Source organism: Streptomyces lanatus (assembly GCF_014655715.1).
Classification (GTDB): domain Bacteria; phylum Actinomycetota; class Actinomycetes; order Streptomycetales; family Streptomycetaceae; genus Streptomyces; species Streptomyces lanatus.
The window spans coordinates 30,145-54,103 of sequence record NZ_BNBM01000031.1 but is presented as its reverse complement, the minus strand read 5'-3'; the positions used below and the strand labels follow the sequence as shown (position 1 = coordinate 54,103).

25 protein-coding genes are annotated in these 23,959 nt (G+C 70.5%); 20 read left to right on the top strand and 5 right to left on the bottom strand.

The annotated features are described in order from the left end of the window. Positions 1-135: 135 nt before the first annotated feature. The 4 genes from glnA (at position 136) to pspAB (ending at position 3,528) form a co-directional block, all read left to right on the top strand. Complete coding sequence (glnA, locus tag IE325_RS44935; protein ID WP_190076009.1) at positions 136-1,545, top strand: type I glutamate--ammonia ligase; 1,410 nt, start codon at positions 136-138, stop codon at positions 1,543-1,545. 108 nt (positions 1,546-1,653) lie between these two features. Then, entirely contained in the window at positions 1,654-1,923 is a 270-nt protein-coding gene (locus IE325_RS44930; RefSeq protein WP_190076008.1) for an SCO2583/SCO2584 N-terminal domain-containing protein, read from the top strand. 104 nt (positions 1,924-2,027) lie between these two features. After that, positions 2,028-2,945, top strand: a complete 918-nt coding sequence (htpX, locus tag IE325_RS44925) for a zinc metalloprotease HtpX (RefSeq protein ID WP_190076007.1) — start codon at positions 2,028-2,030, stop codon at positions 2,943-2,945. A 1-nt stretch (position 2,946) separates the two neighbouring features. Further along, positions 2,947-3,528 carry a PspA-associated protein PspAB gene (gene pspAB / locus IE325_RS44920; protein ID WP_190076006.1) on the top strand — a complete coding sequence of 194 codons (582 nt, stop codon included), beginning with the start codon at positions 2,947-2,949 and terminating at the stop codon, positions 3,526-3,528. Positions 3,529-3,550: 22 nt separating this feature from the next. On the opposite strand, the gene IE325_RS44915 is transcribed toward pspAB, so the two are convergent. Then, on the bottom strand, positions 3,551-3,838 hold the full coding sequence (locus IE325_RS44915) for a hypothetical protein (protein ID WP_190076005.1): 288 nt from the start codon (positions 3,836-3,838) through the stop codon (positions 3,551-3,553). A gap of 224 nt (positions 3,839-4,062) precedes the next feature. On the opposite strand from IE325_RS44915, the gene IE325_RS44910 reads away from it, so the two are divergent. Then, positions 4,063-4,800, top strand: a complete 738-nt coding sequence (locus IE325_RS44910) for an alpha/beta hydrolase (protein ID WP_190076004.1) — start codon at positions 4,063-4,065, stop codon at positions 4,798-4,800. 13 nt (positions 4,801-4,813) lie between these two features. Here IE325_RS44910 and IE325_RS44905 read toward each other — a convergent pair whose 3' ends face one another. Continuing rightward, positions 4,814-6,163, bottom strand: coding sequence for a DUF2252 domain-containing protein (locus IE325_RS44905; protein WP_190076003.1), 1,350 nt, complete (start codon positions 6,161-6,163; stop codon positions 4,814-4,816). A 314-nt stretch (positions 6,164-6,477) separates the two neighbouring features. Here IE325_RS44905 and IE325_RS44900 point away from each other — a divergent pair, with 314 nt between their 5' ends. Next, complete coding sequence (locus tag IE325_RS44900; protein WP_190076002.1) at positions 6,478-7,668, top strand: winged helix DNA-binding domain-containing protein; 1,191 nt, start codon at positions 6,478-6,480, stop codon at positions 7,666-7,668. Between the two features lie 296 nt (positions 7,669-7,964). Here the strand turns inward: IE325_RS44900 and IE325_RS44895 are convergent, their stop codons facing one another. Further along, positions 7,965-8,285: a hypothetical protein gene (locus IE325_RS44895; protein WP_190076001.1), complete on the bottom strand. Its 321-nt coding sequence runs from the start codon at positions 8,283-8,285 to the stop codon at positions 7,965-7,967. A gap of 222 nt (positions 8,286-8,507) precedes the next feature. Between IE325_RS44895 and IE325_RS44890 the strand changes: the two genes are divergently transcribed. The 9 genes from IE325_RS44890 to IE325_RS44850 all read left to right on the top strand — a co-directional run bounded on the left by IE325_RS44890 (position 8,508) and on the right by IE325_RS44850 (position 17,658). Further along, the gene (locus tag IE325_RS44890; protein ID WP_190076000.1) at positions 8,508-8,873 is read left to right on the top strand and encodes an arsenate reductase family protein; all 366 of its coding nucleotides are present in this window, start codon (positions 8,508-8,510) and stop codon (positions 8,871-8,873) included. Between the two features lie 123 nt (positions 8,874-8,996). Further along, a complete protein-coding gene (locus tag IE325_RS44885) occupies positions 8,997-9,713 on the top strand; it encodes an SCO2207 family protein (RefSeq protein ID WP_190075999.1) in 717 nt (238 codons plus the stop codon). Positions 9,714-9,962: 249 nt separating this feature from the next. Then, positions 9,963-10,994 (top strand): glutamine synthetase, encoded by a 1,032-nt coding sequence (gene glnII, locus IE325_RS44880; RefSeq protein WP_190075998.1) that lies wholly within the window; start codon positions 9,963-9,965, stop codon positions 10,992-10,994. 99 nt (positions 10,995-11,093) lie between these two features. Further along, positions 11,094-12,029, top strand: a complete 936-nt coding sequence (locus IE325_RS44875; protein ID WP_373315360.1) for a DUF6891 domain-containing protein — start codon at positions 11,094-11,096, stop codon at positions 12,027-12,029. 251 nt (positions 12,030-12,280) lie between these two features. Next, positions 12,281-12,823 carry a winged helix-turn-helix domain-containing protein gene (locus tag IE325_RS44870; protein ID WP_190075997.1) on the top strand — a complete coding sequence of 181 codons (543 nt, stop codon included), beginning with the start codon at positions 12,281-12,283 and terminating at the stop codon, positions 12,821-12,823. A 72-nt stretch (positions 12,824-12,895) separates the two neighbouring features. Further along, a complete protein-coding gene (locus IE325_RS44865; protein WP_190075996.1) occupies positions 12,896-13,921 on the top strand; it encodes an NAD-dependent epimerase/dehydratase family protein in 1,026 nt (341 codons plus the stop codon). A 52-nt stretch (positions 13,922-13,973) separates the two neighbouring features. Next, on the top strand, positions 13,974-15,248 hold the full coding sequence (locus IE325_RS44860; RefSeq protein ID WP_190075995.1) for a sensor histidine kinase: 1,275 nt from the start codon (positions 13,974-13,976) through the stop codon (positions 15,246-15,248). Beyond that, a complete protein-coding gene (locus IE325_RS44855; RefSeq protein WP_190075994.1) occupies positions 15,233-15,886 on the top strand; it encodes a LuxR C-terminal-related transcriptional regulator in 654 nt (217 codons plus the stop codon). Before IE325_RS44860 ends, IE325_RS44855 begins: the two co-directional genes overlap by 16 nt. A gap of 203 nt (positions 15,887-16,089) precedes the next feature. Continuing rightward, entirely contained in the window at positions 16,090-17,658 is a 1,569-nt protein-coding gene (locus tag IE325_RS44850; protein WP_190075993.1) for a DUF1996 domain-containing protein, read from the top strand. A 68-nt stretch (positions 17,659-17,726) separates the two neighbouring features. On the opposite strand, the gene IE325_RS44845 is transcribed toward IE325_RS44850, so the two are convergent. Continuing rightward, a complete protein-coding gene (locus IE325_RS44845; protein WP_190075992.1) occupies positions 17,727-18,155 on the bottom strand; it encodes a hypothetical protein in 429 nt (142 codons plus the stop codon). Between the two features lie 71 nt (positions 18,156-18,226). On the opposite strand from IE325_RS44845, the gene IE325_RS44840 reads away from it, so the two are divergent. From IE325_RS44840 to IE325_RS44820, 5 genes are all read left to right on the top strand, one after another. After that, on the top strand, positions 18,227-18,790 hold the full coding sequence (locus IE325_RS44840; RefSeq protein ID WP_190075991.1) for a tetratricopeptide repeat protein: 564 nt from the start codon (positions 18,227-18,229) through the stop codon (positions 18,788-18,790). 114 nt (positions 18,791-18,904) lie between these two features. Next, positions 18,905-20,830, top strand: coding sequence for a hypothetical protein (locus IE325_RS44835; RefSeq protein WP_190075990.1), 1,926 nt, complete (start codon positions 18,905-18,907; stop codon positions 20,828-20,830). A gap of 82 nt (positions 20,831-20,912) precedes the next feature. Next, positions 20,913-21,791: a metal-dependent hydrolase gene (locus IE325_RS44830; protein WP_190075989.1), complete on the top strand. Its 879-nt coding sequence runs from the start codon at positions 20,913-20,915 to the stop codon at positions 21,789-21,791. After that, a complete protein-coding gene (locus tag IE325_RS44825) occupies positions 21,791-22,822 on the top strand; it encodes a PDR/VanB family oxidoreductase (protein ID WP_190075988.1) in 1,032 nt (343 codons plus the stop codon). Before IE325_RS44830 ends, IE325_RS44825 begins: the two co-directional genes overlap by 1 nt. Before the next feature lie 56 nt (positions 22,823-22,878). Continuing rightward, positions 22,879-23,568, top strand: a complete 690-nt coding sequence (locus IE325_RS44820; RefSeq protein WP_190075987.1) for a TetR/AcrR family transcriptional regulator — start codon at positions 22,879-22,881, stop codon at positions 23,566-23,568. 7 nt (positions 23,569-23,575) lie between these two features. Here IE325_RS44820 and IE325_RS44815 read toward each other — a convergent pair whose 3' ends face one another. Next, entirely contained in the window at positions 23,576-23,932 is a 357-nt protein-coding gene (locus IE325_RS44815; RefSeq protein WP_190075986.1) for a 5-carboxymethyl-2-hydroxymuconate Delta-isomerase, read from the bottom strand. Positions 23,933-23,959 lie beyond the last annotated feature (27 nt).

Genomic DNA, 23,959 nt, shown 5'->3' with positions numbered 1-23,959 from the left:
TTAACGTGTGTGAAACAAATGGGTCACGCCCGAGAAATCACCCGTCCCTAGGGTCGAGGTCAGCGTGTGCCACCGCACTGGCCGCACGAACGAACTACCACCCCGGCGCGGACGGTCGGGAGTAGGAGGAGCTGGATGTTCCAGAACGCCGACGAGGCCAAGAAGTTCATCGCGGACGAGGACGTCAAGTTCGTCGACGTCCGGTTCTGCGACCTGCCGGGCGTCATGCAGCACTTCACGGTGCCCGTCGAGGCGTTCGACCCGGACGAGGAGCTCGCCTTCGACGGATCGTCGATCCGTGGTTTCCAGGCGATCCACGAGTCCGACATGGCCCTGCGTGCCGACCTGTCGACGGCCCGTGTCGACCCGTTCCGCCGCGACAAGACCCTCAACATCAACTTCTTCATCCACGACCCGATCACCGGCGAGCAGTACAGCCGTGACCCGCGGAACGTGGCGAAGAAGGCCGAGGCGTACCTGGCGTCGACGGGCATCGCCGACACCGCCTACTTCGGCCCCGAGGCGGAGTTCTACGTCTTCGACTCGGTCCGTTTCGCCACCACCTCGAACGAGTCCTTCTACCACATCGACTCCGAGGCGGGCGCCTGGAACACCGGTGCCCTGGAGGACAACCGTGGTTACAAGGTCCGCTACAAGGGCGGTTACTTCCCGGTCCCGCCGGTCGACCACTTCGCCGACCTGCGTGCCGAGATCTCCCTGGAGCTGGACCGTGCCGGTCTGAAGGTGGAGCGCCAGCACCACGAGGTGGGCACCGCCGGCCAGGCCGAGATCAACTACAAGTTCAACACGCTGCTCGCCGCGGCCGACGACCTTCAGCTCTTCAAGTACATCGTGAAGAACGTCGCCTGGCGCAACGGCAAGACCGCGACCTTCATGCCGAAGCCGATCTTCGGTGACAACGGCTCGGGCATGCACGTCCACCAGTCCCTGTGGACCGGCGGCTCCCCGCTCTTCTACGACGAGGCCGGTTACGCGGGCCTGTCGGACATCGCCCGCTACTACATCGGCGGCATCCTCAAGCACGCCCCGTCGCTGCTCGCCTTCACCAACCCGACGGTGAACTCGTACCACCGTCTGGTGCCGGGCTTCGAGGCCCCGATCAACCTGGTGTACTCGCAGCGCAACCGCTCGGCCGCGATGCGTATCCCGATCACGGGCTCCAACCCGAAGGCCAAGCGCGTCGAGTTCCGGGCGCCCGACTCCTCCGGCAACCCGTATCTCGCCTTCTCCGCCCTGCTCCTCGCGGGCCTGGACGGCATCAAGAACAAGATCGAGCCGGCCGAGCCGATCGACAAGGACCTCTACGAGCTGGCTCCCGAGGAGCACGCGGGCGTCGCCCAGGTCCCGACCTCGCTCCCGGCCGTCCTCGACCGCCTCGAGTCCGACCACGAGTTCCTCCTCCAGGGCGACGTTTTCACGCCGGACCTGATCGAGACGTGGATCGACTACAAGCGCGCGAACGAGATCGCCCCGCTGCAGCTGCGTCCGCACCCGCACGAGTTCGAGCTCTACTTCGACGTGTGATCGACGCCTGACCGAGGCCACTGCGCCCGCGCCCCCGCTGCCCTACCGGCAGCGGGGGCGCGGGCGTATGTTCTATTCTTCCGTGGAGACGACACGGGGGTGGACGGGATGCCGGAGCGGCACGAACAGGACGACCAGGAGCGGGAGTTCGACCTCAAGTGGGCGGACAACGCCGAGCACAAGGAGCCCTCGGCACGCGCCCGGATGCTCGCCGCGCGCTGGAAGGAGAACCCTCCCGGCCCGGTGCCGTTCCGGGGTGAGCCCGATCATGTGGCGCGGCGGCAGCGCCGGTCGGGCTGGGTGTCCACGGCCATCGTGTTCGGCTGTGTCGCCGGGGTGATCGTGCTGCTGGGGTACGTCAACTTCCGCACCTACTGACCGGGGGCCTTTGCTGCTCCTAGGACCGATCGCGACCCGTTCATGGGCGTCGTCGGGTGCACACTGGGCAGTGGGACGAGTGCCTGAGTGCGGGGTGGTGCAAGATGCAGAGCCGCTTCCGGAGTGACCGGCGGTTGACCGCTCGTATGGGGGTCACGCTGTTTCTGCTCGGGTTGTTGTACGTGGGGTTCGTCGTCGCGCTGATCGTGCTGCTGAAGTCCTGGGTGCTCGTCGTGGTCGTGGCGGCGGGGCTGCTGGGGGCGCAGTACTGGTTCTCGGACCGGGTCGCGCTGTTCGCGATGCGGGGGCGGGTCGTGGAGCGGGACGAGTATCCCGAGCTGCACGGGGTCGTCGACCGGCTGTGTGCGATCGCGGATATGCCGAAGCCCGTGGTCGCCGTTTCGGATATGGACATGCCGAACGCGTTCGCGACGGGGCGCAATCCCGATCATGCCGTGGTCTGTGTGACGACCGGGCTGCTGCGCCGCCTCGAACCGGACGAGCTGGAGGGTGTGCTCGCGCACGAGCTGTCGCATGTGGCGCACAAGGACGTCGCGGTGATCACCGTCGCCTCGTTCCTCGGGGTGATCGCGGGGCTGATCGTGCGGTTCGCCTTCTACAGCCAGCTCTTCGGAGGCGGGCGGCGGGACCAGAACACCGCCGTGATCTTCGCCGCGGTGCTCGGGGTGTCGGCGGCCGTCTACGCGATCAGCTTCCTGCTGATCCGGGCCCTGTCCCGGTACCGGGAGCTGGCCGCGGACCGGGCGGCGGCGCTGCTCACCGGGCGTCCCTCGGCGCTGGCGTCCGCGCTCACCAAGGTGTCCGGGGACATCGCCCGGATCCCGACCAAGGACCTGCGGACGGCGCAGGCGTTCAACGCCTTCTACTTCACGCCGGCCCTGGGCCGCGACCCCGGTATCGCGCGGCTCTTCTCCACCCACCCGAGCCTGGAGCAGCGGATCGACCAGCTGGGGCGGATCTCCACCGAGCTGGGTGAGGCCGCGGCTCCCGGAGGGGCGTGAGATGGGGCTGCTGGACATTCTGCTCGGCCGTACCAAGCCGGTCGTACCCGATCTCGACCAGCTCTTCGCACTGCCGTCGGCGGCGGTGACCCTGGAGGCGGCGGCCGGGTTCCGGCCGACCGGCAGCGGGGCGGTGTGCTTCGCCACGGTCGAGGGCGCGGCCTTCGAGCAGACCCACCGCGAGGTCCAGGCGCTGCTCGACGCGGACGCCGAACGCGACGGCCGTCCCGTGCGCCTGACCCGGGACGACTACGGCTACTCCTGGCTGGTCTCCGAGCGGGCACCGGACCAGCTGCCGGAGCTGGTCAACGATCTGCACGCGGTGAACAGCGCGATGGAGGTCAACGGGTTCGGACCACAGCTGCTGTGTTCGCTGGCGGGGTTCGAGAAGGACGAGCATCGGCTCGCGCTCGTCTATCTCTACAAGCGCGGCACCTTCTATCCCTTCGCGCCGCTGCCGGGGACGGCCGAGCGCCGCGACAACCCGCTGGAGCTGCGGGTGAAGGCGACGCTCGGGAACGATCTGCGGATCGAGCAGGACCTGAACCGCTGGTTCCCGCTGTGGGGTGCCCCCGGTCTATGACCAGGGGCACCCGACCAGGGGCTCAGCTGCTCTTCTCGCGCTGCTGACGGCGCGACTCCAGAGGACGCTCGCGGCGGTAGCGGCGCTCCCACTTGGCCTGCATGTCGCGGCGGTCGCGGTAGGCGCGGTAGTCCGAGGGCATGGACCCTCCGGACGAGGATCCTCCCCCGGCTCCGCCGCTCGACGCGGAGGCGTCGCGGCCGTACCGCAGGTACAGGAACAGCACGGCGACGGCGGCGAGCCAGTACAGGTTGTTTCCGAATCCCAGGATCACCAGGACGGCGGTCCCGGACAAGACGATGGTGCCCATCACGGGCCTCCGTGTGCGTGGGTGTTGAAATCGATGTCCCGACGGGGCGCTGGGGAAGGCGGCCGTCCGTCGGTGCGTAGAGAGTAGCCCCGAGCCCGCAGGGTGACCCCCGCCCTGCGGAAAGCGGCGTGAACTGCTCCGTTACGCGTGTCCAGGGTAGGGAGACGGTCACTCGGCGTGCATCTCCTTTTCCCGGGACCCAAGTGCCGTGAATGAATGGGCACATGACCGACCTCTTCTCATTCACACACGCCCATGACGGAGAACTGCTCAGCGGGGTGTACGGCGGTGACGCCGACGCCCAGGCCACCGTGGTCCTCCTGCACGGCGCGGGCATCGGCACCAAGGACCGGCTGCTGCCGCTGCTCGCCGAGTTCGTGTCCCGGGGCCGGCGCGGGATCGCCTTCGACTTCTCGGGGCACGGCGAAAGCACCGGCGAGCTGCGGGAGTTGAGCCTGCGGCGCCGCTTCGAGCAGGCCGTCGCCGTCATCGACACGCGGGTGCCGGCGGGCGGTCGGCTGGTCCTGGTGGGATTCAGCATGAGCGGACAGACGGTGGCGGATCTCGTCGGGCACTACGGGGAGCGCGTCGCGGCGGTGGGGCTGTGCGCGCCCGCGGTGTACTCGAAGGAGGCGTGGGATGTGCCGTTCGGCGAGGGGGACGGACGGTTCAGCGAAATCATCCGCAGGCCGGACGGCTGGCGCGGGGCGCCCGCGCTCGATGTGCTGCGGGACTACGAGGGGCGGGCGGTGCTCGCGGTGCCGGAATCGGACGCGATCATCCCGCCGGCCGTGACGGAGGCGATCCAGGACGCGCTGAGCGCTCACGCACGGTTCACGCGGTTCGATGTGCCGGGCGCGGAGCACATGCTGGGGATGTGGTTCGAGGAGCACGCGGAGGACCGGCGGGAGTTCGTGACGACGGTGCTGGCGGACGGGGCGGGTGACGGCGGGAGCCGCTGACGGTCGGCTCTGGTCAGATCTCGGGTGCGGCCCGCACCACCCCCGCCTCGACGGCCGCGCGCAGGGCCGTGTGGTCGGCGGCGGTCTGGTCGGCGTAGGCCATGGCGAAGTCGGCGACCGCGCGGTCGAAGGTGTCGGCGCCGCCGAGGTAGCCGGCGATGGCGATACGGTCGCCGGAGCGGGCGTGGGCCCGGGCGAGGGCGGTGCCGCACAGCCGGGCGTATGCGCTCAGCTCGTCCGGGCCCATCCCGGCGACGTCCGCCGTGCCCTTCATGTCGCGCAGCTGACGCCAGTAGAACGCCCGCCCCTGCGGCCCCGACATCCAGCCCAGGAAGATGTCACCGGCGGCCTGCAGCAGCCGCTGGCCCGCGACGACGCGATGGCCGGGGTGGACGTACGGCCCGCTCGGCAGATGCTCCTCCAGTACGGACTGCCGGGCCTCCTTGATCTGCAGGAACAGCGGGTCGCCCGCGTCGCGTCCGGCGAGCAGCACGATGAAGCAGCGCAGGCCGACGCTGCCGACGCCGACGACCTTGCGGGCGGCGTCGACGAAGCGGTAGCGGTCCAGGAGCAGTCGGCGCTCCTCGGAGAGGGTCGAGCGGTAGTCGCTGAAGATCTTGCGCAGGGAGGCCATGTCGGAGGTGCCCGCGCGTTCCAGGAGCGGCGGGTCGTGGACGATGCGTCGCCGTCCGTCGACGGTCTCGGTCAGCTTGCCGAAGGCCCGCAGGCTGGTGCGGCGGCGGGCGCGGCCGAGGCTGGCCTCGACCCGGCGATGGCGGCGGGTGGAGCGGATCAGCGGCAGGAGCTGCTCGGCGTCGATGCGCGTGTACCAGACGTCGAGCTCGCCCAGCCGGGCCAGCCGGCGCATCGCGAGGCGGTACCCGGCGACGGCCTCCCGGGCGGCGTGGGCGGCCTTGGCCTCCGGGTGGCCGTTCTCGCGGGCGGCCACGGCGACGGAGGTGGCGAGGCGTTTGACGTCCCACTCGAACGGGCCGGGGAACGTCTCGTCGAAGTCATTGAGGTCGAAGAGCAGGTGGCGTTCCGGGGAGGCGTACACACCGAAGTTGAGCAGATGGGCGTCGCCGCACAGCTGCGCGGTGAGGCCGGTGTGCGGGGCGGCGGCGAGATCGGCGGCCATCACGGCGGCACCCCCGCGCAGGAACGCGAACGGCGACGCCGCCATCCGCCCGTATCTGATCGGCAGCAGCTCCGGCAGCCGGTCACGCCCCTGCCGTTCCAGCACGGAGACGGGGTCCGGGCGGTCGACGGACGCGATCCACGCGGAGTGCGCGGAACGGCGGGCACGCTTGCGGGCGGCCTTGCCCCGCAGGCATCGGTCGGCGGGGTTGATCGGGCTCGTCATGAGGCGACGGCCCTGCGTCCGACGCCCTCGTGTCCGACCGACATGTCCTGAAGCTGCCGCGCACCGACCACCCTGCCCATCGAGCCTCCCGCTGCCCCAGCCGTCCGGCGCGGACGGTCCGCCACCTCCTGATCGCAGTGAATGCGGGGGCGGGGGGTTGCGCATGTCGGGGCGGCGGATCGGGTGACGGGGGAGGTGGGTGGGCGGTGGCCGTGCGACGGCGGGTGGTGGACGGGTGGCGGCGGGCGAGGGCCGTTGTCAGTGGGGAGCGGGAGGATGGAGGCAGGTGTGGTCGGTCGTGGGTGGAGGTCGGGATGGGCGGCGGGGTGCGGTACATCGGGGTGGCCGAGCGGCGGGCTCGGCTGGGGCTGCGGCATCGGCTCGCCGGGGAGGCGCGGGCGCAGGGTCCGGCGGACGTGGCCCAGTCGCTGGTCGCGCTGCACGGCAGCGATCCGGCGACCGTGTATCTGGCCGTGGGCGCGCGGCTGACGGACCCCGCGAAGACCGTCGCCGAGACCGAGCGCGTGCTGTACGAGGACCGTGCGCTGGTCCGGATGCACGGCATGCGGCACACCGTGTTCGTGTTCCCCGCCGAGCTGACCGCCGTCGTGCACGCCTCCACCGGCCTCACGGTCGCCGCCCGGGAGCGGGCCGCGCTGATCAAGCACATGGCGTCGGCGGGAGCGCCGGACGCGGCCTGGCTGGCGGAGGTGGAAGAGTCGACGCTGGCCGCGCTGGCGCGCCGCGGACAGGCGACGGCGGCCGAACTCGCCGAGGACGAGCCGCGGTTGCGTGAGCAGTTCGTGTACGCGGCCGGGAAGAGCTACGAGGGAACGCACAGCGTTTCGACACGGCTGCTGAGGGTGCTGGGCGTCGAGGGGAAGGTCGTGCGGGGACGGCCGCTGGGCTCCTGGTTGTCCACACAGTTCCGGTGGGCGGTGGCACCCGAGCATCCCGAACTGGAGGTGGCCGAGGCCCAGGCGGATCTCCTGCGGCACTGGCTCGCGGCATGCGGACCGGCGACGGAGGCCGACCTCAAGTGGTGGACGGGGTGGCGGGTGACGGAGGTCCGCCGGGCACTCACGGCGATCGGGGCACAGGCCGTCTCCCTCGACGAGGGGACGGGGTACGTCGTCGACGGCGACGTCGGCCCGGTGGCGGGGCCCGCCGAGCCATGGGCGGCGCTGCTGCCGGGGCTCGACCCGACGGCGATGGGGTGGCAGGCGCGGGACTGGTATCTCGCACCGGAGTTGCGGCCGTCCCTGTTCGACCGGAGCGGCAATGTGGGGCCGACGGTGTGGTGGAACGGGCGCGTCGTGGGCGGGTGGGCCCAGCGTCCGGACGGGGAGATCGTCTGGCGGTTCCTGGAGGACCTCGGCGGCTCGGAGCGCCGCGAGGCCGATGCGGCGGTCGCGGTGGAGGCGGAGCGACTGCGGAGGTGGCTGGGCCCGGCCCGGGTCACCCCTCGGTTCCGGACGCCGGTGGAGCGGGAGTTGGGGAGCTAGGGGCGGGGCGAACGCTTGCGGACACCGGCGCCGCAAGCCGGGCGGGCGGGATCTCCCGACCCGCCGGTGCGCATGCTCCTCCGGATCGGCGGCCCCGCTCAACACCGGTCCCCCACCCCGTTCCAGCTGGCGGAACATCTCAACGCCGCTCGCATCCCCCAGCCCGTCCGGCGTTTGAGGACAAGGCCCCTTCAGGGCCGGCAGCGGGGGTCTGCTGGGGGCGGCAGCCCCCAGGCGGGGGCGCACACTACAACGCCGGGCGCGTCCGGCACACGGACGGCACCCGGCGTCACGGCTTACCTCGAGTACCGCATCAGCGCCCTGACCATGTGGCACGTCGTGGTCGACGGCGGATGGACGCCGATCGTCTCCGCCGTGTCCCGGATCGTCTCGTCACGCGCCTGGTTCGGCATGTAGACGCCCGAGTCGAGCAGCGCTATCGCGAGGCGCATCGCCTTGAGGCGACGGTTGTGCGTGATGTACCACTCGCGCGGGCGCCCCGGCGGCAGCGCCCGCTTCTCCAGCGGTGCGTACGGCAGATCGAGCAGCACCGGATGCTTCGCGGTGGACTGGGTGGGCAAGGCCTTGCGGGTCGGCTTCAGTGCGGCAGCGGGCACAGGCATCCTCCTGTCGCGGTCAGAGCGCCGTCCGGACCCCCCGGCGACACTCTCGAACACTGCTTACAGTTTACTGCCCGCCACTGACATCCGACGAACCCCGAACACCCATTAAATGCCCTGGTCAGCAACTAAATTGTCACCGTGTCACACAGGACCCGGGAGCCACCCGCACCAGGCCGAGAAAATCGAACACACCGCACTCGGGATACCGTTGCCCGCATGGAGATCTGGATCAACCCGGCCTGTTCCAAGTGCCGCAGCGCCCTCACCCTGCTAGACGCCGAGGGCGCCGACTACACCGTCCGGCGTTACCTGGAGGACGTGCCGAGCGACGACGAGATCCGGGAGGTGCTCGACCGGCTGGGACTGGAGCCGTGGGACATCACCCGGACCCAGGAGGCCGCGGCGAAGGAGCTCGGCGTCAAGGAGTGGGCACGGGACGCGAGTTCGCGGGATCAGTGGGTGAAGGCGCTGGCCGAGCACCCGAAGCTGATCCAGCGCCCGATCATCACCGCGGACGACGGTACGGCCGTGGTCGGACGCACCGACGAGGCGGTACGGGACGCCCTGTCCCGCGAGGGCTGAGACTCCCCCGGCGCGCCGGAGTGTGACGCAGGTTACTCAAGCGGCCCCTGAAACCACTGAGTAACCTCGTTCGGTATCTCGTACATAGCGACGTACGCTCCCCTACCTCTTCAGGAGGCGCGCATGTCGCGCAGGAGAACTCTCAGCACGAAGAAGAAGCTGGCGCTGCTGGTCAGTGCGGCGACGGTGGCCGGAGGCGGCGCCTTCGTCATGGCGAGCACCTCGAACGCCTCGCAGGCACCGACCGTCAAGTCCGCCGCGGATTCGACCGTCTGCCAGGGTCTGGCCACCGCGCTCGGCAACAACGAGCGGTTCATCGCGGATCAACGGGCGAATCCCGACGCGCAGTCCCAGGCGAGGATCGCCAACCGCGAGGCCGTCATCCAGCAGATCAAGGTCCAGCAGGAAGCGTCCGGGTGTGTCGCCGGGGAGTCGGCTCAGGGCTCCCAGACCGCACAGCCGAGCGCACCCGCGCAGGACGCCGGTAACGCGGGCGACACCGGCAACGCCGGAAACGCCGGGGCCGGCGAGGAAGCGGGCAACGCGGGCGACGCGGGCGCGGGCAACGCCGACGGCGGAGCCGCTGCCTCCGGCCAGCAGGTCTGCAACGGCTCCACCGTCACGCTCTCCGGCGAGGGCGGCGCCCCGGCCGCCTCCAGCAACCAGTTCCCGGTCGGTACCCAGCTGAAGGTCACCAACCTGGACAACAACAAGTCCACCACGGTGGAGGTCACCTCGGTCTCCGGCAGCTGCGCGCTGCTGAACAACGCGGCCTTCGAGCAGGTCCGTGAGCCCGGCAAGTTCCTGATCCGCCGGGCGCTGATCGAGAAGGTGGGGTGAGACGCGGCACAGCAAGCTCGTACGTGTCATGGGTCCTGCCACTTGCGGCCACGGGTGGCAGGACCCGCGTACGTATACGGGGTACGTGAATCGCGCCACACCAGTACCAGGTAACACGGGGTTCACATACGGGCAACGGCCGGGAAATCGCCTGTTGACAGGCTCGCGGACATCAAGCGCGGCACCCCGGTGCCGCAGCGCCGCAGCACCCGCAACTGCGCCTAGACCCACCCCCGAAGGATGTGTCCCGTGACCTTCAAGGCTGAGTACATCTGGATCGACGGCACCGAGCCGACGGCCAAGCTGCGCTCCAAGACCAAGATCATGACGGGTGCGCCCGCCGGTCTGGACGCGCTGCCGATCTGGGGCTTCGACGGGTCCTCGACCAACCAGGCCGAGGGTCACGCCTCGGACTGTGTGCTCAAGCCGGTCTTCACCTGCCCCGACCCGATCCGCGGCGGCGACGACATCCTGGTGCTGTGCGAGGTCCTGAACATCGACCTCACCCCGCACCCGTCCAACACGCGTGCCGCGCTCACCGAGGTCGCGGAGAAGTTCGCCGCGCAGGAGCCGATCTTCGGCATCGAGCAGGAGTACACCTTCTTCCAGGACGGCTACCCGCTCGGCTTCCCCAAGGGCGGCTTCCCGGCCCCGCAGGGCGGCTACTACTGCGGTGTCGGCGCCGACGAGATCTTCGGCCGTGACGTCGTCGAGGCCCACCTCGACAACTGCCTTCAGGCCGGTCTCGGCCTGTCCGGCATCAACGCCGAGGTCATGCCCGGCCAGTGGGAGTTCCAGGTCGGCCCGCTGGCCCCGCTGGAGGTCTCGGACCAGATGTGGGTGGCCCGCTGGCTGCTCTACCGCACCGCCGAGGACTTCGGCATCTCCGCGACGCTGGACCCGAAGCCGGTGAAGGGCGACTGGAACGGCGCCGGTGCGCACACCAACTTCTCCACCAAGGCGATGCGCGAGGGCTACGACGCGATCATCACCGCGTGCGAGTCGCTCGGCGAGGGCTCCAAGCCGCTCGACCACGTCAAGAACTACGGCGCCGGCATCGACGACCGTCTGACGGGCCTGCACGAGACCGCCCCGTGGAACGAGTACTCCTACGGCGTCTCCAACCGCGGTGCCTCGGTGCGTATCCCGTGGCAGGTCGAGAAGGACGGCAAGGGCTACATCGAGGACCGCCGTCCCAACGCCAACGTCGACCCGTACGTCGTCACCCGCCTGATCGTCGACACCTGCTGCTCGGCGCTGGAGAAGGCCGGCCAGGTCTGATCCGCCCAGGGCTCCGCGAAGGGGCGTCCACCGTCATGGTGGGCGCCCCTTCGCCGTGAGTTGGCCGCGTTGTCAGTGGCGGGTGTCATCGTGGAGGGCATGGAGAACGGCATGGGGCCGGACGGCGAGGGGCTGGCCGTCAAGGTCGAGACGGAGTACGGCGAGACGTATGCGCGGCCGTCCGAGCGGCAGTTGCGCGACCTGGTGCACCGGCTCGGCGAGCGCGGCGACAACTGGCTGGTGATGCAGCGGATACCGGACGTGCCGGATGTCTTCGCCCAGGTGTGGCACGAGCGGCGCGGTGACTATCAACTGGAGCACCGCGAGGACCGCGAGCGCTTCCTCGGCACCATGGTCCCGGACGCCGCTGCGGTGGCCGACGCGCTGGTGGGCTGGGCGCGGCTGCGGGGCGGCTGGGACAGCGGGTTCGCCTGGACGCCGGTCGCCATGGACCCGCCACCGGAGGTGCCCGGGCTTCCCCGCGCGATACGGGAGCAGGTGGAGGACCGGGTTTCCGAGCTGCTGCGGTGCGGGTACGACGACCGGGCCACGCTCGCGGAGGCCGCCGAGGAGTATCTGGTCGACGGCGAGGAGCGGCCGGTGTCGCCCGCGCAGGCCCGGGAGCTGGTCGACCGGCTGTGGCGGGAGCGGCTCGACGAGCAGTCGGCGTGGGAGGGCGTCACCGATCCCGAGCGGCTCTCGGGAGCCTTCCGTGCGCTGGAGACGAGCGGCATCACCGCCCGGGAGAACTTCACCTGCTGCCGGGGCTGCGGCATGGCGGAGATAGGCGCGGAGCGTGCGGACGCACGGGGGTTCGTCTTCTTCCACCAGCAGAGCACCCAGCACGCCGCGGGCGGGCACGGACTCAGCCTCTACTACGGCGGGTTCGACGGCTCCGAGGAGACCACCACCGCCGTCGGACACGAGGTCGTCGCCGCGCTCACCGGCGCCGGGTTGTCCACGCAGTGGGACGGCTCCCCCGGCAGAGCGATCAACGTCACGCCGTTGACCTGGGACAAACGGCTGGAGGGATGAGACGAAGGGTCCCCTCCCGGGCGGCTGTCTGCTTCAATGGGGGCATGGCCAGCATCCAGCAGCAGGGTTCCGCGACAGGTCGCCATGACCTCGAGCCCTTCTGGCCTTCTCGTCAGCACCATGACTTCGACCGGGTGTGTTGCCGCGCGGCGAACGCGCGGGCCCTCTAAAGCCGTCACCCCGGCCTTCGGCCAGCGCGAACGACGTTCCTCTCCCAAGACGGACCTCTCGCGCGAAAGAGCTGACCTCTCATGGCGACCACTCGTTCTCTGACCTCCGCTCCCACCCTCCACCCGACCGGTACCCGGCATCATCTGCGTGCCGTGGACCGGGACGAGGTGATCGACGTCGCGGACCTTCTGCCGCCGGGCGCCACCTGGCTGCCCGCTCCCCAGCACTCCCTGCCCACCCTGCCGGGGCAGCCGCCGATGATCGGCTACCTGGTGCTCGTCCCGGCCGACCAGCAGCCGCCGGTCCCGAAGACCGCCGAGGCCGAGGGCGACCCGCTCGTCACCGTCGACACCGTGCGGCGCACGGCGTCGGTCGACGGGCAGGAACTCGACCTGACCTACCTGGAGTTCGAGCTGCTCGCCCATCTCGTGGCCAACCCGCACCGGGTGCACACCCGGGATCAGCTGGTGACCACCGTGTGGGGATACGGGCATGTGGGGGACGGCCGTACCGTCGACGTCCATATCGCCCGGCTGCGCCGCAAGCTGGGCGCCGAGCACCGGGCCACCATCCGCACGGTGCGCAGGGTGGGGTACAAGTACGCCCCGCCGGTCGGCCGCTGATGCCGAAGCCCGCTGTCTGCTGACGGCAGAGTCCTGTTCCGTCCCGCGTCTGCACCGGGCAGAGTCGTCGGCATGAGGCTACTGGTGCTGGGTGGTACGGAGTTCGCGGGACGGGCCGTCGTGGAGGCCGGCCTCGGGCGGGGCTGGGAGGTGACCGTCTTCCACCGGGGGCGGCACGAGCCGGTGGCGGGGGTGCGGTCGCTGCACGGTGACCGCACCGCGGCCGATGGGCTCGCCGCTCTCGCGGACGGTGAGTGGGACGCCGTGGTCGACACCTGGTCGGCGGCGCCCCGCGCCGTGCGGGACGCGGCGCGGCTGCTGCGGGGCCGCGCCGGGCGGTATGTGTATGTGTCGAGCCGCTCGGTGTACGAGTGGGCCCCGCCCGCCGGATACGGCGAGGACGCGCCCCTCGTCCAGGGCGCCGAGGCCGGTGCGGAGCAGACCGACTACGCGCGGGACAAGCGGGGCGGCGAGCTGGGCGCGGTCGAGGAGTTCGGGTCGGACCGCTCCGTACTGGTGCGGACCGGGCTGCTGCTCGGGCCGTACGAGAACGTCGGGCGGCTGCCCTGGTGGCTGGGGCGGATCGCGCGCGGCGGCCCGGTGCTGGCGCCGGGGCCGCGCGACCTGCCCCTCCAGTACGTCGACGTCCGCGACCACGCGGAGTGGATCCTCGGCGCCGTGGAACAGGAGCTGAGCGGGCCGTACCACCTCACCAGCCCCCAAGGGCACGCCACCATGGGCGAGTTGCTCGACGCCTGTGTGGCCACCGTCGGCGGGGGCGCCGAGCTGCGCTGGACCGAGCCCGAGGTGATCCTGGAGGCGGGCATCGAGCCATGGACCCAGCTGCCGGTGTGGGTGCCGCCGGGCAGCGACATGCATGACGCGCTGCACAGTGCCGATGTGTCCCGGGCCGTCGCCGCGGGGCTGCGCTGCCGTCCCGTCGCCGAGACCGTCGCCGACACCTGGCGCTGGCTCCAGGACATCGAGGGGACCGCACCCATGCGGTCGGACCGGACGGTGAAGGGGCTCGATCCGGAGGTGGAGGCGAAGGTGCTCGCGAGCGGCGGCCACGGGGGTGTATCTGGCACCACCCCCTGATCCGGGGGTTCCGCCCCGTGACCGGCACTGTCGCCTCGGCGAGACTGACGGCATGACCAACGACATGAAGAGCAGGCATGGCTCGACGGCACGGGGCATGGGGCTCGCCGCGCTGCGGGGGCTGGCGCTCGCCCTGATCTCCCTGCCCGGTGCCGTCCTGTGCCTGGTCCTCTCCCTCGTGTCCATCGCGCTGATACCGATCGGCGTCGGCATCGTCACGACGCCGTGGGTGCTGACGGGGGTACGGATGTTCGCCGACTGGCGTCGGGTACTCGCGGCCGAGTGGGGCGGGGTGCGGATCCCGCCGGCGTACCGGCCGCTGCCGAAGGACGCCAATCCGTGGAGCCGTACCTTCGGGATGCTGGGCGATCCGGCGACGTGGCGGGATCTGCGGTGGCTGCCGGTGGACATGACGGCGGGGTTCGTCACGGCGCTGCTGCCGGCCGTGCTGCTGCTCTATCCGCTGGAGGGGTTCGCGATCGCGGCGGGGCTGTGGCGGGTCTTCGCGGATGTCGACGGCGGCACGTACTGGTACGGCTTCGTGCCGGTCACGGATCAGACGTCCGCGCTCGGCGCGGCTGTTCTCGGGCTCGGCCTCCTCGTGTGCGCGCACTTCTTCACCGCGCGGCTGTTCCAGTTCCACTTCCGGCTGACCCGCGCGGTCCTAGGTTCCAACCAGGGTGAACTCGCCGAACGCGTAAGGGTGTTGACGGAAACCCGGCGCGACGCCGTGGACACCTCCGCCGCCGAACTGCGCCGTATCGAGCGCGATCTGCACGACGGGGCCCAGGCCCGCCTGGTCGCGGTCGGCATGGATCTCGGCACCATCGAGATGCTGATGGAGAAGGACCCGGCGAAGGCCAGGCAGCTCGTCGCGCAGGCCCGGCAGTCCTCCGCCGACGCCCTCTCCGAACTGCGCGACCTGGTGCGCGGCATCCATCCGCCGGTGCTCGCCGAGCGCGGACTGGGAGACGCCGTACGGGCGTTGGCGCTGCGGCTGCCGATCGCGACCGAGGTGAACGTCGAGCTGACCGGGCGGGCGGAGGCGCCGGTGGAGTCGGCGGCGTACTTCGCCGTCAGCGAGGTGCTCACCAACGCCGTCAAGCACGCGGGCGCCGACCGGATCTGGATCGACGTACACCACACCGACGAGATGCTGCGTATCAGCGTCACCGACAACGGCAAGGGCGGCGCGGTGATCGGGGCCGGCTCGGGCCTGGCCGGGATCGAGCGGCGACTGGGTACATTCGACGGCGTCCTGGCCGTCAGCTCGCCCGCGGGCGGCCCCACCATGGTCACCATGGAGATTCCTTGCGCGTTGTCCTAGCCGAAGACCTGTTCCTGCTGCGCGACGGACTCGTCCGGCTCCTGGAGGCCTACGACTTCGAGATCGCGGCGGCGGTCGAGACCGGCCCCGAGCTGTCCCGCGCGCTGGCCGAGCTGGAGCCGGACGTCGCCGTGGTCGACGTACGCCTGCCGCCGACCCACACCGACGAGGGGCTGCAGTGCGCGCTGGAGGCCCGGCGGCGCACGCCCGGACTGCCGGTGCTGGTGCTGTCGCAGCACGTGGAGCAGCTGTACGCGCGGGAGTTGCTCGCCGACGGCAGTGGCGGGGTGGGGTATCTGCTGAAGGACCGGGTGTTCGACGCGGAGCAGTTCGTGGACGCCGTACGACGGGTCGCGGCGGGCGGTACCGCGATGGACCCGCAGGTGATCCAGCAGTTGCTGAGCCGGCGCGCGGCCGACGACCAGCCGCTGGCCCGGCTCACGCCCCGGGAGACGGAGGTGCTGGAGCTGATGGCGCAGGGGCGGTCCAACGCGGCGATCGCCGAGCGGCTCGTCGTCACGGAACGGGCCATCGCCAAGCACACCGCCAATATCTTCGCCAAACTGGGCCTGGAGGTGTCGGACGACGACAACCGTCGCGTGCTGGCGGTTCTCGCGTATCTCGACCATGGCCGGTAAAACCGGACCCGCCCATTAACCCGCCGTCAGGGATCAACAACTCGCGGTGTTTCAGAGGCGTTTGAGAACACAGTGCTCTCACGAATCTCTCAACAATTTCCGGGACGGCTGAACACCCCTGGGACCCCCTCCGTATGAATGGGAGCCGCTTCACTCCTGTCGGGCGCCTCGATGCCCCCGAAAAAGGAAGTCAGAGGAGTTCCATGGGACGCAACACAAGAAAACGCCGGATGCCGCTGGCCACCAAGGCCATAGCCGGGACGGCGGCCCTAGCGCTCGGTGGGGGCGGGCTTGTATGGGCCAACTTCTATGCTTCGGCGCATGAGGACGAGAACTCTGGGTGGAACCAGACGAAGTCCACGAACGCCCAGGTCGCGACCATCAACTGCCCGGACGTCGGCCAGAAGCTGTCGGACGTGCCGGAGGGCGCGCGCCAGGGGGTCGCCAAGGAGCTGGCGCTGCTCGACCAGCAGATCACGGATGCCTACACGCGTCTCGCGGAGACGCGGCAGGCCCAGGCCGGGGACGCCAACTACGTCAACAACGCCATCCTCGGCCCGCTGAAGTCCAAGCGTGTGGCCACGCTCGACCGGATCGGCATCAACATCAACCGGGCCGGTGGCCAGCGGCCGCAGGGACTGGACCAGTTCGCCCAGTGCCAGGGGGTCCAGGCCGAGCAGCCGGAGGTCAACGACGGCAACGGTGACGGCCAGAACAACGACGGTCAGAACAATGACGGTCAGGACCAGAACAACGACGGTCAGGACCAGGGGCAGGACGGCGGCCAGGACCAGGGCCAGGACAACGGCCTCGACCCGGTGCCCGAGGGCAATGGGGGCCAGGCCGGCAACGGCCCGGTGGCGCAGGACTTCGTCAACATCCAGGACGTCCAGCCCAACTCCCGCAACCTGCCGAACGGTCTGGCCGCGAACGGCGACTCCGGCTCGACGGGTACCTTCACCACCGAGTGCGGCACCAACGAGAACGGCAACGCCAACACGGACAACGTGATTGTCGCTCCCGGTGTCGACAACGGCGCCCACCACCGCCACGACTACGTCGGTAACCAGGACAACACCGCCTTCACCAGCGATGAGCAGTTCCTGGCGGCCGACACCAGCTGCCAGAACCAGGCCGACAAGTCCACGTACTACTGGCCGGTGCTGCGTCTGCAGGACGGTACGGACGAGGCGGACGCGAACGAGGCCGGTGGCGGTCTGGAAGGCAACGTGGGCAAGGTCCTGCGCGCCTCCCAGGCGGAGCTGAAGTTCGTCGGTAACAAGACGAGCGAGGTCGTGGCGATGCCGACGGCCCTGCGCATCATCACCGGTGACGCCAAGGCCTTCACCAACGGTCTCGCGAATGCCAACACCTCCTGGAGCTGCACCGGCTTCGAGGACCGGCAGTTGACGGAGCAGTACCCGATCTGCCCCGAGGGCAGCTCCGTGGTGCGGACGTCCAACTTCCAGAGCTGCTGGGACGGCCAGAACATCGACAGCGCCAACCACCGTGACCACGTTGCCTTCGTCCAGGCGGACGGCAGCTGCGCGAACGGTTTCAAGGCGATCCCCCAGCTGCAGGCCAAGCTGGTCTACGACGTTCCCGCCCCGCAGATCGAGAACGGGCAGGTCGTGAACCCGTTCGCGGTGGACGGCTTCCCCGAGCAGCTGCACAAGCCGATCACTGACCACAACGACTTCATCAACTTCATGTCCGAAGACCTGATGAACCAGGTGGTCCAGTGCATCAATTCGGGCCAGGACTGCAACTGACCCTCAACTAGAAAGCCGGCGGTGGGATCTCCCACCGCCGGCTTTTCTCATGTCCGGATTCCGTGTGGTCAGCCTTCGTGCGAGGCGGAGTGGCCGTCCGAGTGACCGGAGTGGTCGGTCCCGATCTGTATGTCCCCGCCCAGCTCGTTCCGCAGCGACGCCACCACGTCCTCGTGGCCGACGGCGACCCACTTGCGGCCGACGAGGTAGTAGCCGCCGTAGTCCTTCGCACCGCTCAGCCACTCGGCCTGGCCGCGGTCGGTGGCGAACGTGGCAAGGATGTACTTCTCCTTGCCGGTCTTGCAGATCGCCTGGCGGATCTCATCGGCGTCGGTCTGCATGTTCGGATCGCACTTCGCCATGGCGGCCAGATGCTCCAGGCTGCCGGTCGCCGTCTTCGGCGCCTCGGCCTCCTTCTCGCCGCCGGAGCCACAGCCGGCCAGCGCGAGCACCGCCACCGCGCCGGACAGCGCGAGCATCGGTCGGGTCAATGTCATCTGTTCCTCCGGTCCATGCCACGGCGAGCCCCGGCCGGGGGCCCTCCACTCCCATACGGCTGTGGAGGGCGATGCGCTCAAAACAGAGGCTCTCATGGGCACGGGTGTGCGAGTGTGGCCCGGTGAACCAGGACTGGGAAGACCGCGTGAGTGCGGCATGGGCGACGTTCGACAGCTACCCCGAGGACAGGGCGGCCGACTTCCGCGCCGTCATCGACACCCTCGTCGCCGAACTGCCCGACGACAGCCCCCTCGGCCCCTTCGAGCAGGCCTGCGCCTGGGACTCCACAGGGCACTCGGACAAGGCGGTGCCGCTGTACCGGGAGGCCCTGGCGCGAGGGCTCAACGGCTACAAGGGGCGGCGGGCCAAGATCCAGCTGTCCAGCTCGCTGCGGAACGTCGGCCAGGCGGAGGAGGGCGTCAAGCTGTTGACGCCGGAACTGGACGCGCCGTCCGATGAGCTGGACGACGCGGTACGGGCGACGCTGGCGCTGTGTCTGTCGAGTCTGGGGCGGGATCGGGAGGGGTTGGCGCTGGTACTGGAGGCCCTGGCGTCTCATCTGCCGCGATATCAGAGGTCGATGGCAAATTACGCGCGGGAGCTGGTGGCTGCGCCGGTTGGGAATCGCCCCTAAGGGGCGCGGGGAACTGCGCGACCAGCCACGACGCACCGGCAGACGACAGACAACCGATCGCGGCACATCCTCCATCCGTGGTGACCTACCGCCCATTCGCTCGTTCTGCTGAACGTGCAGTCACAGGATGTCGCCCCGCGCCCCGCAGCCGAATCCGTCGATCCGGTCGTCGATGTCGAGCGGGCCGAGGCCGCGCTCGTCGAGCACTACCCGCGTCTCGTGCGGCTCGCCTACCTGGTGCTGCCGCCGAGCCTCGGTCGCAACCGGCGTGTGGTGACCGCGCACTCCCTCACCCAGCGCGCGCTGCCCCGGGGCCGGGTGGTGCCGGCGCCGGTGATCCCGGCCCAGTCGACCGGCCGTGACGGTGATCCCGGGTACGCCTTCCTGCGGCTGCGGGTTCTGACCACGGCGCTGGAGGCGGGCCTGACGCTCAAGCGTCCGGCGTGGCCCAAGCGCTCCCAACTGCCGCCCCTGCTGCCCCAGGTCTGGGGTCTGCGCCTCTTCCCCCGGTCGGGCGGCGCCGACGAACTCGCCCTGGACCAGCGGCTGTCGGCGCTGTCCGGCCCGGCGCGGGCGGCCTACGTCCTGCGCGGACTGGAGAAACTCCCCGACGGCGACGTACGGCACATCCTTGCGGCGGCCGGTGTCGAGGACGCGGATGACGCCCTGGAGGACGCCGACGCCGTACCGGCGCAGTACGCGCTGCTCGACTCCCCCGAGTTCGACCCCTGCTCGTTGCAGGCCCGGCCCACCGACCTCATGCGGCGCAGGCAGCATCTGCGGGCCGCGCTCGCCGCCGGGGCCGCGCTCCTCGTGTGCGGGGCGCTGCTCGGTCTGCCCGGTGAGGGCTGGGCGCCGGATGGCCCGGCCGCGCCCTCGTACGCGCAGAACCCGGCGGCCGAGGCCGCTCTCGACCCGGCCCAGTTGACCAAGGTCCCCGCGCTGGCGTGGCAGTCGTCCGCGCGTACCGACTTCTCGGTGTGGCCCGCGCGCGGCGATCTCACTGGCGACTCGGCCCTGCTGCGCCGCGCCCTCGCGGTCTGGGCCCGCCCCGGCGAGAAGGTCACGGTGTCGGCGACCCCCGGCACCCCGGCGGGCGGCCCGCCCGGCGCACCGCAGCTGCTGTACGCGGGGACCGTCGACACCGCACGTATCGTCCTGCTCTACGACGGTCTGCGCATCGCCCGCTACGCCGAGCCGACGGACGGCACGGCCGGTGCCGCCCTGGACTTCTCGCGGGTCGACGGCGCCACCAGGGCGGAGGCGGGCGCGGTGGTGCTGAGCCGGGCCGACGGCAATGTCCGTTATCTGCTGGCGCCCTGGGTGAAGGAGGCGGCCGAGCGGGATCTGCTGAAGCCGGCCGGCGGGGCGATGGATCTCACGGTGGTGGACGGGGTGACCTCGCCGATGGCGAGCCCCATCGCCCAGCAGACCGGCGCCTGCTCGTCGTGGAACGTGCTGCAGCTGACCGACAGCACCGGCACCCGGCTGCTGACCGACCTGGCCGAACTGGTCCCGGCCCGCCTCACCACGGGCCGCCCCGGGGCGACCGAGGAGGTGGCCGGCACCCGGGCGCTGCACGCCTGGGCGCCGTACTCCTGCTGGCTGGGCGCGTTGCGCTCCGCGGGGGTGCGTACGGTCAACGCCTGGTCGTTCGCCGCGCAGCCGCTGCCCGACGGCACCGGTTCGGCGGACTGGGTGTGCACCCGCGCCGAGACCTGGCGGGGCGGCGGCGAGCGGGTCATGGCCCAGTTCCGCACGCCGGGTTCGACGAGTGCGGCGGTGGCGGCGAAGGCGCAGAACGTGTCGGCGTGCGGAGCGCGCGATCCGCATGTGCTGGCCGGGGTGCTGTGGAAGGCGAAGGCGGGCGACTGGTATCTGCTCGCGGCCGGTGCCCGTGACACCGGCGCGATCCGGGCCACGGGCGGTGTCCGGGGCTCCGCCCAGGGCAACCTGCTGACGGCGAGGGCGAAGCAGGGCGCACAGGCCGAGCTGACGGGCACGCTGGAGAGCGGGCGGGCGGTCAACGGGCTCAAGTGAGCCGGAAGCGTTGCTGACAGTCGCGTAAATAAGGTGCCGCACGGGGCTTCACCCGGCGCCTACCCGTCAGTACATTGACGCCATGTCTAATACGCAGGACCGGGTGCCTCTCAAGGCCCGCAAGGTGTCCTTCTCCTGGGACGACACCCCGCTGCACTGGGTGCCGGGGGATCCGTTCACCACGCACACCATCAATGTGCTGCATCTGCTCCTGCCGGCCGGTGAGCGATGGTTCGTGCATGTCTACAAGCAGGTGCTGCCCTACATACGGGACGAGCGGCTGCGCGAGGACGTGGTCGGGTTCATCGGGCAGGAGGCGATGCACTCACAGGCCCATGACGAGGTGCTGCCGCATCTGCGGGAGCAGGGGCTCGATCCGACGCCGTACACCGCGCAGGTCGACTGGTTCTTCGAGAAGCTGCTCGGTGACCGCACCCTGCCGCCGGGCCGGGCGCGGCGCTGGTGGCTGATGGAGCGGGTGGCGCTGATCGCGGCCATCGAGCACTACACCGCCTTCCTCGGCGACTGGGTGCTCAACGCCGAGGAGCTGGACCGCAGGGGCGCCGATCCGACCATGCTGGACCTGCTGCGCTGGCACGGCGCCGAGGAGGTCGAGCACCGGTCGGTCGCCTTCGACCTCTTCCAGCACGTCGACGGCGGCTACCGGCGACGTGTGCGGACCTGGGCCACCGCGTTCACCGCGATCGTCTTCCTCTGGCAGCGCGGGGCGCGGTTCTTCATGGAGAACGACCCGACGCTCATCGACGGCAAGGCGAGCTTCAAGGACTTCTACGTCGCGGGCCGACGCGGCACGCTGCCCGCCACCGGGGACATGCTCAAGTCCATACCCCGCTATCTGAGCCGCGGTTACCACCCCTCCCAGGAGGGCTGCACCGAGCAGGCCGTCGCATATCTGGCCTCCTCCCCCGCTGCCCTGGCCGCGGAGAAGGGTGTCGCCTGATGCCGAAGCTCCGGACGCTGGTCGTCGTCGCCGGTGCCGCGGTGCTCGCCCGCCGGGCCCTCCGCCGCCGTATCCGGACCTCACCGCTCTGGCCGATGCCCGCCCTCGACGAGCCGACCTCCGGGCGGCCCCGGTCGCGGGCGCTGCGGGTGCTGGTGGCCGCGCGGGAGGAGGTCGCCGACGGTGTCGTACGGCTACGGCTCGAAGGGCACGACCTGCCGCGCTGGGAGCCCGGCGCGCATCTCGACCTTGTGCTGCCATCGGGGCTCGTGCGGCAGTACTCGCTGTGCGGCGACCCCGAGGACACCTCGTCGTACACCGTCGCGACCAGGCTGGTCCCGGACGGACGGGGCGGCTCGCGCGAGGTCCACGAGCAGGTGCGGGAGGGCATGGAGCTGGAGGTGCGGGGGCCACGGAACCGTTTCCCGCTCGTCGAGGCCGAGTCGTACGTGTTCGTCGCGGGCGGCATCGGGATCACACCCGTGCTGCCGATGCTGCGGGCGCTTGGCGAGGGTGCCGAGTGGAGGTTGCTGTACTGCGGGCGTGACCGGGGGTCGATGCCGTTCCTTGAGGACATCGAGAAGTTGGGCCGCGGCGGGGACCGGGTGACGGTCGTGGAGGGGCCGGCGGACGTCGACGGCTTCCTCGCGGACGTGCCCGAGGGTGCGGCCGTCTACTGCTGTGGGCCGCAGGGGTTGATGGACGCGGTGGAGGAGCGGTTCCCGCGGGTGCGGTTGGAGCGGTTCGCGCCGCGCGCCTCGGCGGACGGGGACGCCTTCGAGGTCGAACTGCGGCGCAGCAGGCGGACGTTGACGGTGGCGGCGGACTCGTCGGTGCTGGCCGCCGTCCGCGCGGAGCTGCCGAACACCGCCTACTCCTGCGAGCAGGGATTCTGCGGGACCTGCCAACAGCGGGTGCTGGAGGGCGAGGTGGACCATCGGGACGAGTTGCTGACCGACGCGGAGCGGGGCGACTCGATGCTGATCTGTGTGTCGCGGGCGCGGGGTGATCGACTCGTACTGGACATGTGAACGACCATGGTCGGTCCGGTCCGTTCGGGGCCGGAATCGATCGGTAAGGTGTTCGCATGACTATCGGGGTACGGCGAAGAATGGGAGTCGAGGAGCGGCGCCAGCAGTTGATCGGCGTCGCCCTCGAACTCTTCAGCCAGCGCTCGCCCGACGATGTCTCCATCGACGAGATAGCGTCGGCCGCAGGCATCTCGCGCCCGCTGGTCTACCACTACTTCCCCGGCAAACTCAGCCTGTACGAGGCCGCGTTGACGCGTGCCTCGGAGGACTTGGCGGGCCGTTTCATGGAGCCCAGGGAGGGGCCGCTGGGGGCGCGGCTGCTGCGCGTGATGCGGCGCTTCTTCGACTTCGTCGACGAGCACGGCCCCGGCTTCTCGGCCCTGATGCGCGGCGGCCCGGCCGTCGGCTCCACGGCGACGAACGCGCTCATCGACTCCGTACGCCAGGCCGCGTATGTCCAAATCCTTTCGCATCTGCGCGTGGAGGATCCACCCGCGCGACTGGAACTGGTCGTCCGCTCCTGGATCTCGCTCGCCGAGTCGACGGCCCTGATCTGGCTCGACGGCCGCCGCATCCCCCGCGCCGAGCTGGAGGTCCAGCTCGTCCACGACTTCGCCGCCCTGGCCGCCGTCAGCGCCGCCCACGACGAGGAGATGGGCACCCTGCTGCGCCGCGTCCTCAAGGACGAGCCGACCGACGGCCCGTTCAGCGATCTGGTCGCCCGGCTGATCGCGCTGGCGTCCTAGCGAGCCCCTACCGCTGGAACTTGCGGTACGACGGATCCAGGTCGCGCACCTCCGCCGAGGCGTGCAGCACGGTGCCGTCGTCCACGATGTGCTTGCGCAGCAGTTCCAGGACCGTCTCGGTCAGCTTCGCCTTGGTCTCGTCGGTGCGGCCGGCGAGCAGGCCGAGAGTGACGTGGACGATCGCGTGGCCCTGCTCCTCGGGGTCCTCGTAGCCGAAGGCCGTGTACGGGCTGGGGCGGAACTGAGTCTTGCACGCCTCCGGCTTGGCCGCAGCGATCTCGACGGTCGCGGTGTGCAGGTCCCGGGCGAAGCCTGCCCGGTCGAGGGAGATCGTGTTCGAGTAGTCGACGGTGATCTGCGGCATGAGCACTCCTGTTCTACGACGGCAGGG

Excerpts from the sequence above, each read along its gene's own strand:
- glnA (WP_190076009.1), top strand. The coding sequence starts at position 136 with ATGTTCCAGAACGCCGACGAGGCCAAGAAGTTCATCGCGGACGAGGAC.
- IE325_RS44930 (WP_190076008.1), top strand. The coding sequence starts at position 1,654 with ATGCCGGAGCGGCACGAACAGGACGACCAGGAGCGGGAGTTCGACCTC.
- htpX (WP_190076007.1), top strand. The coding sequence starts at position 2,028 with ATGCAGAGCCGCTTCCGGAGTGACCGGCGGTTGACCGCTCGTATGGGG.
- pspAB (WP_190076006.1), top strand. The coding sequence starts at position 2,947 with ATGGGGCTGCTGGACATTCTGCTCGGCCGTACCAAGCCGGTCGTACCC.
- IE325_RS44915 (WP_190076005.1), bottom strand. The coding sequence starts at position 3,838 with ATGGGCACCATCGTCTTGTCCGGGACCGCCGTCCTGGTGATCCTGGGA.
- IE325_RS44910 (WP_190076004.1), top strand. The coding sequence starts at position 4,063 with ATGACCGACCTCTTCTCATTCACACACGCCCATGACGGAGAACTGCTC.
- IE325_RS44905 (WP_190076003.1), bottom strand. The coding sequence starts at position 6,163 with ATGACGAGCCCGATCAACCCCGCCGACCGATGCCTGCGGGGCAAGGCC.
- IE325_RS44900 (WP_190076002.1), top strand. The coding sequence starts at position 6,478 with ATGGGCGGCGGGGTGCGGTACATCGGGGTGGCCGAGCGGCGGGCTCGG.
- IE325_RS44890 (WP_190076000.1), top strand. The coding sequence starts at position 8,508 with ATGGAGATCTGGATCAACCCGGCCTGTTCCAAGTGCCGCAGCGCCCTC.
- IE325_RS44885 (WP_190075999.1), top strand. The coding sequence starts at position 8,997 with ATGTCGCGCAGGAGAACTCTCAGCACGAAGAAGAAGCTGGCGCTGCTG.
- IE325_RS44875 (WP_373315360.1), top strand. The coding sequence starts at position 11,094 with ATGGAGAACGGCATGGGGCCGGACGGCGAGGGGCTGGCCGTCAAGGTC.
- IE325_RS44870 (WP_190075997.1), top strand. The coding sequence starts at position 12,281 with ATGGCGACCACTCGTTCTCTGACCTCCGCTCCCACCCTCCACCCGACC.
- IE325_RS44865 (WP_190075996.1), top strand. The coding sequence starts at position 12,896 with ATGAGGCTACTGGTGCTGGGTGGTACGGAGTTCGCGGGACGGGCCGTC.
- IE325_RS44860 (WP_190075995.1), top strand. The coding sequence starts at position 13,974 with ATGACCAACGACATGAAGAGCAGGCATGGCTCGACGGCACGGGGCATG.
- IE325_RS44850 (WP_190075993.1), top strand. The coding sequence starts at position 16,090 with ATGGGACGCAACACAAGAAAACGCCGGATGCCGCTGGCCACCAAGGCC.
- IE325_RS44845 (WP_190075992.1), bottom strand. The coding sequence starts at position 18,155 with ATGACATTGACCCGACCGATGCTCGCGCTGTCCGGCGCGGTGGCGGTG.
- IE325_RS44840 (WP_190075991.1), top strand. The coding sequence starts at position 18,227 with ATGCGCTCAAAACAGAGGCTCTCATGGGCACGGGTGTGCGAGTGTGGC.
- IE325_RS44830 (WP_190075989.1), top strand. The coding sequence starts at position 20,913 with ATGTCTAATACGCAGGACCGGGTGCCTCTCAAGGCCCGCAAGGTGTCC.
- IE325_RS44825 (WP_190075988.1), top strand. The coding sequence starts at position 21,791 with ATGCCGAAGCTCCGGACGCTGGTCGTCGTCGCCGGTGCCGCGGTGCTC.
- IE325_RS44820 (WP_190075987.1), top strand. The coding sequence starts at position 22,879 with ATGACTATCGGGGTACGGCGAAGAATGGGAGTCGAGGAGCGGCGCCAG.
- IE325_RS44815 (WP_190075986.1), bottom strand. The coding sequence starts at position 23,932 with ATGCCGCAGATCACCGTCGACTACTCGAACACGATCTCCCTCGACCGG.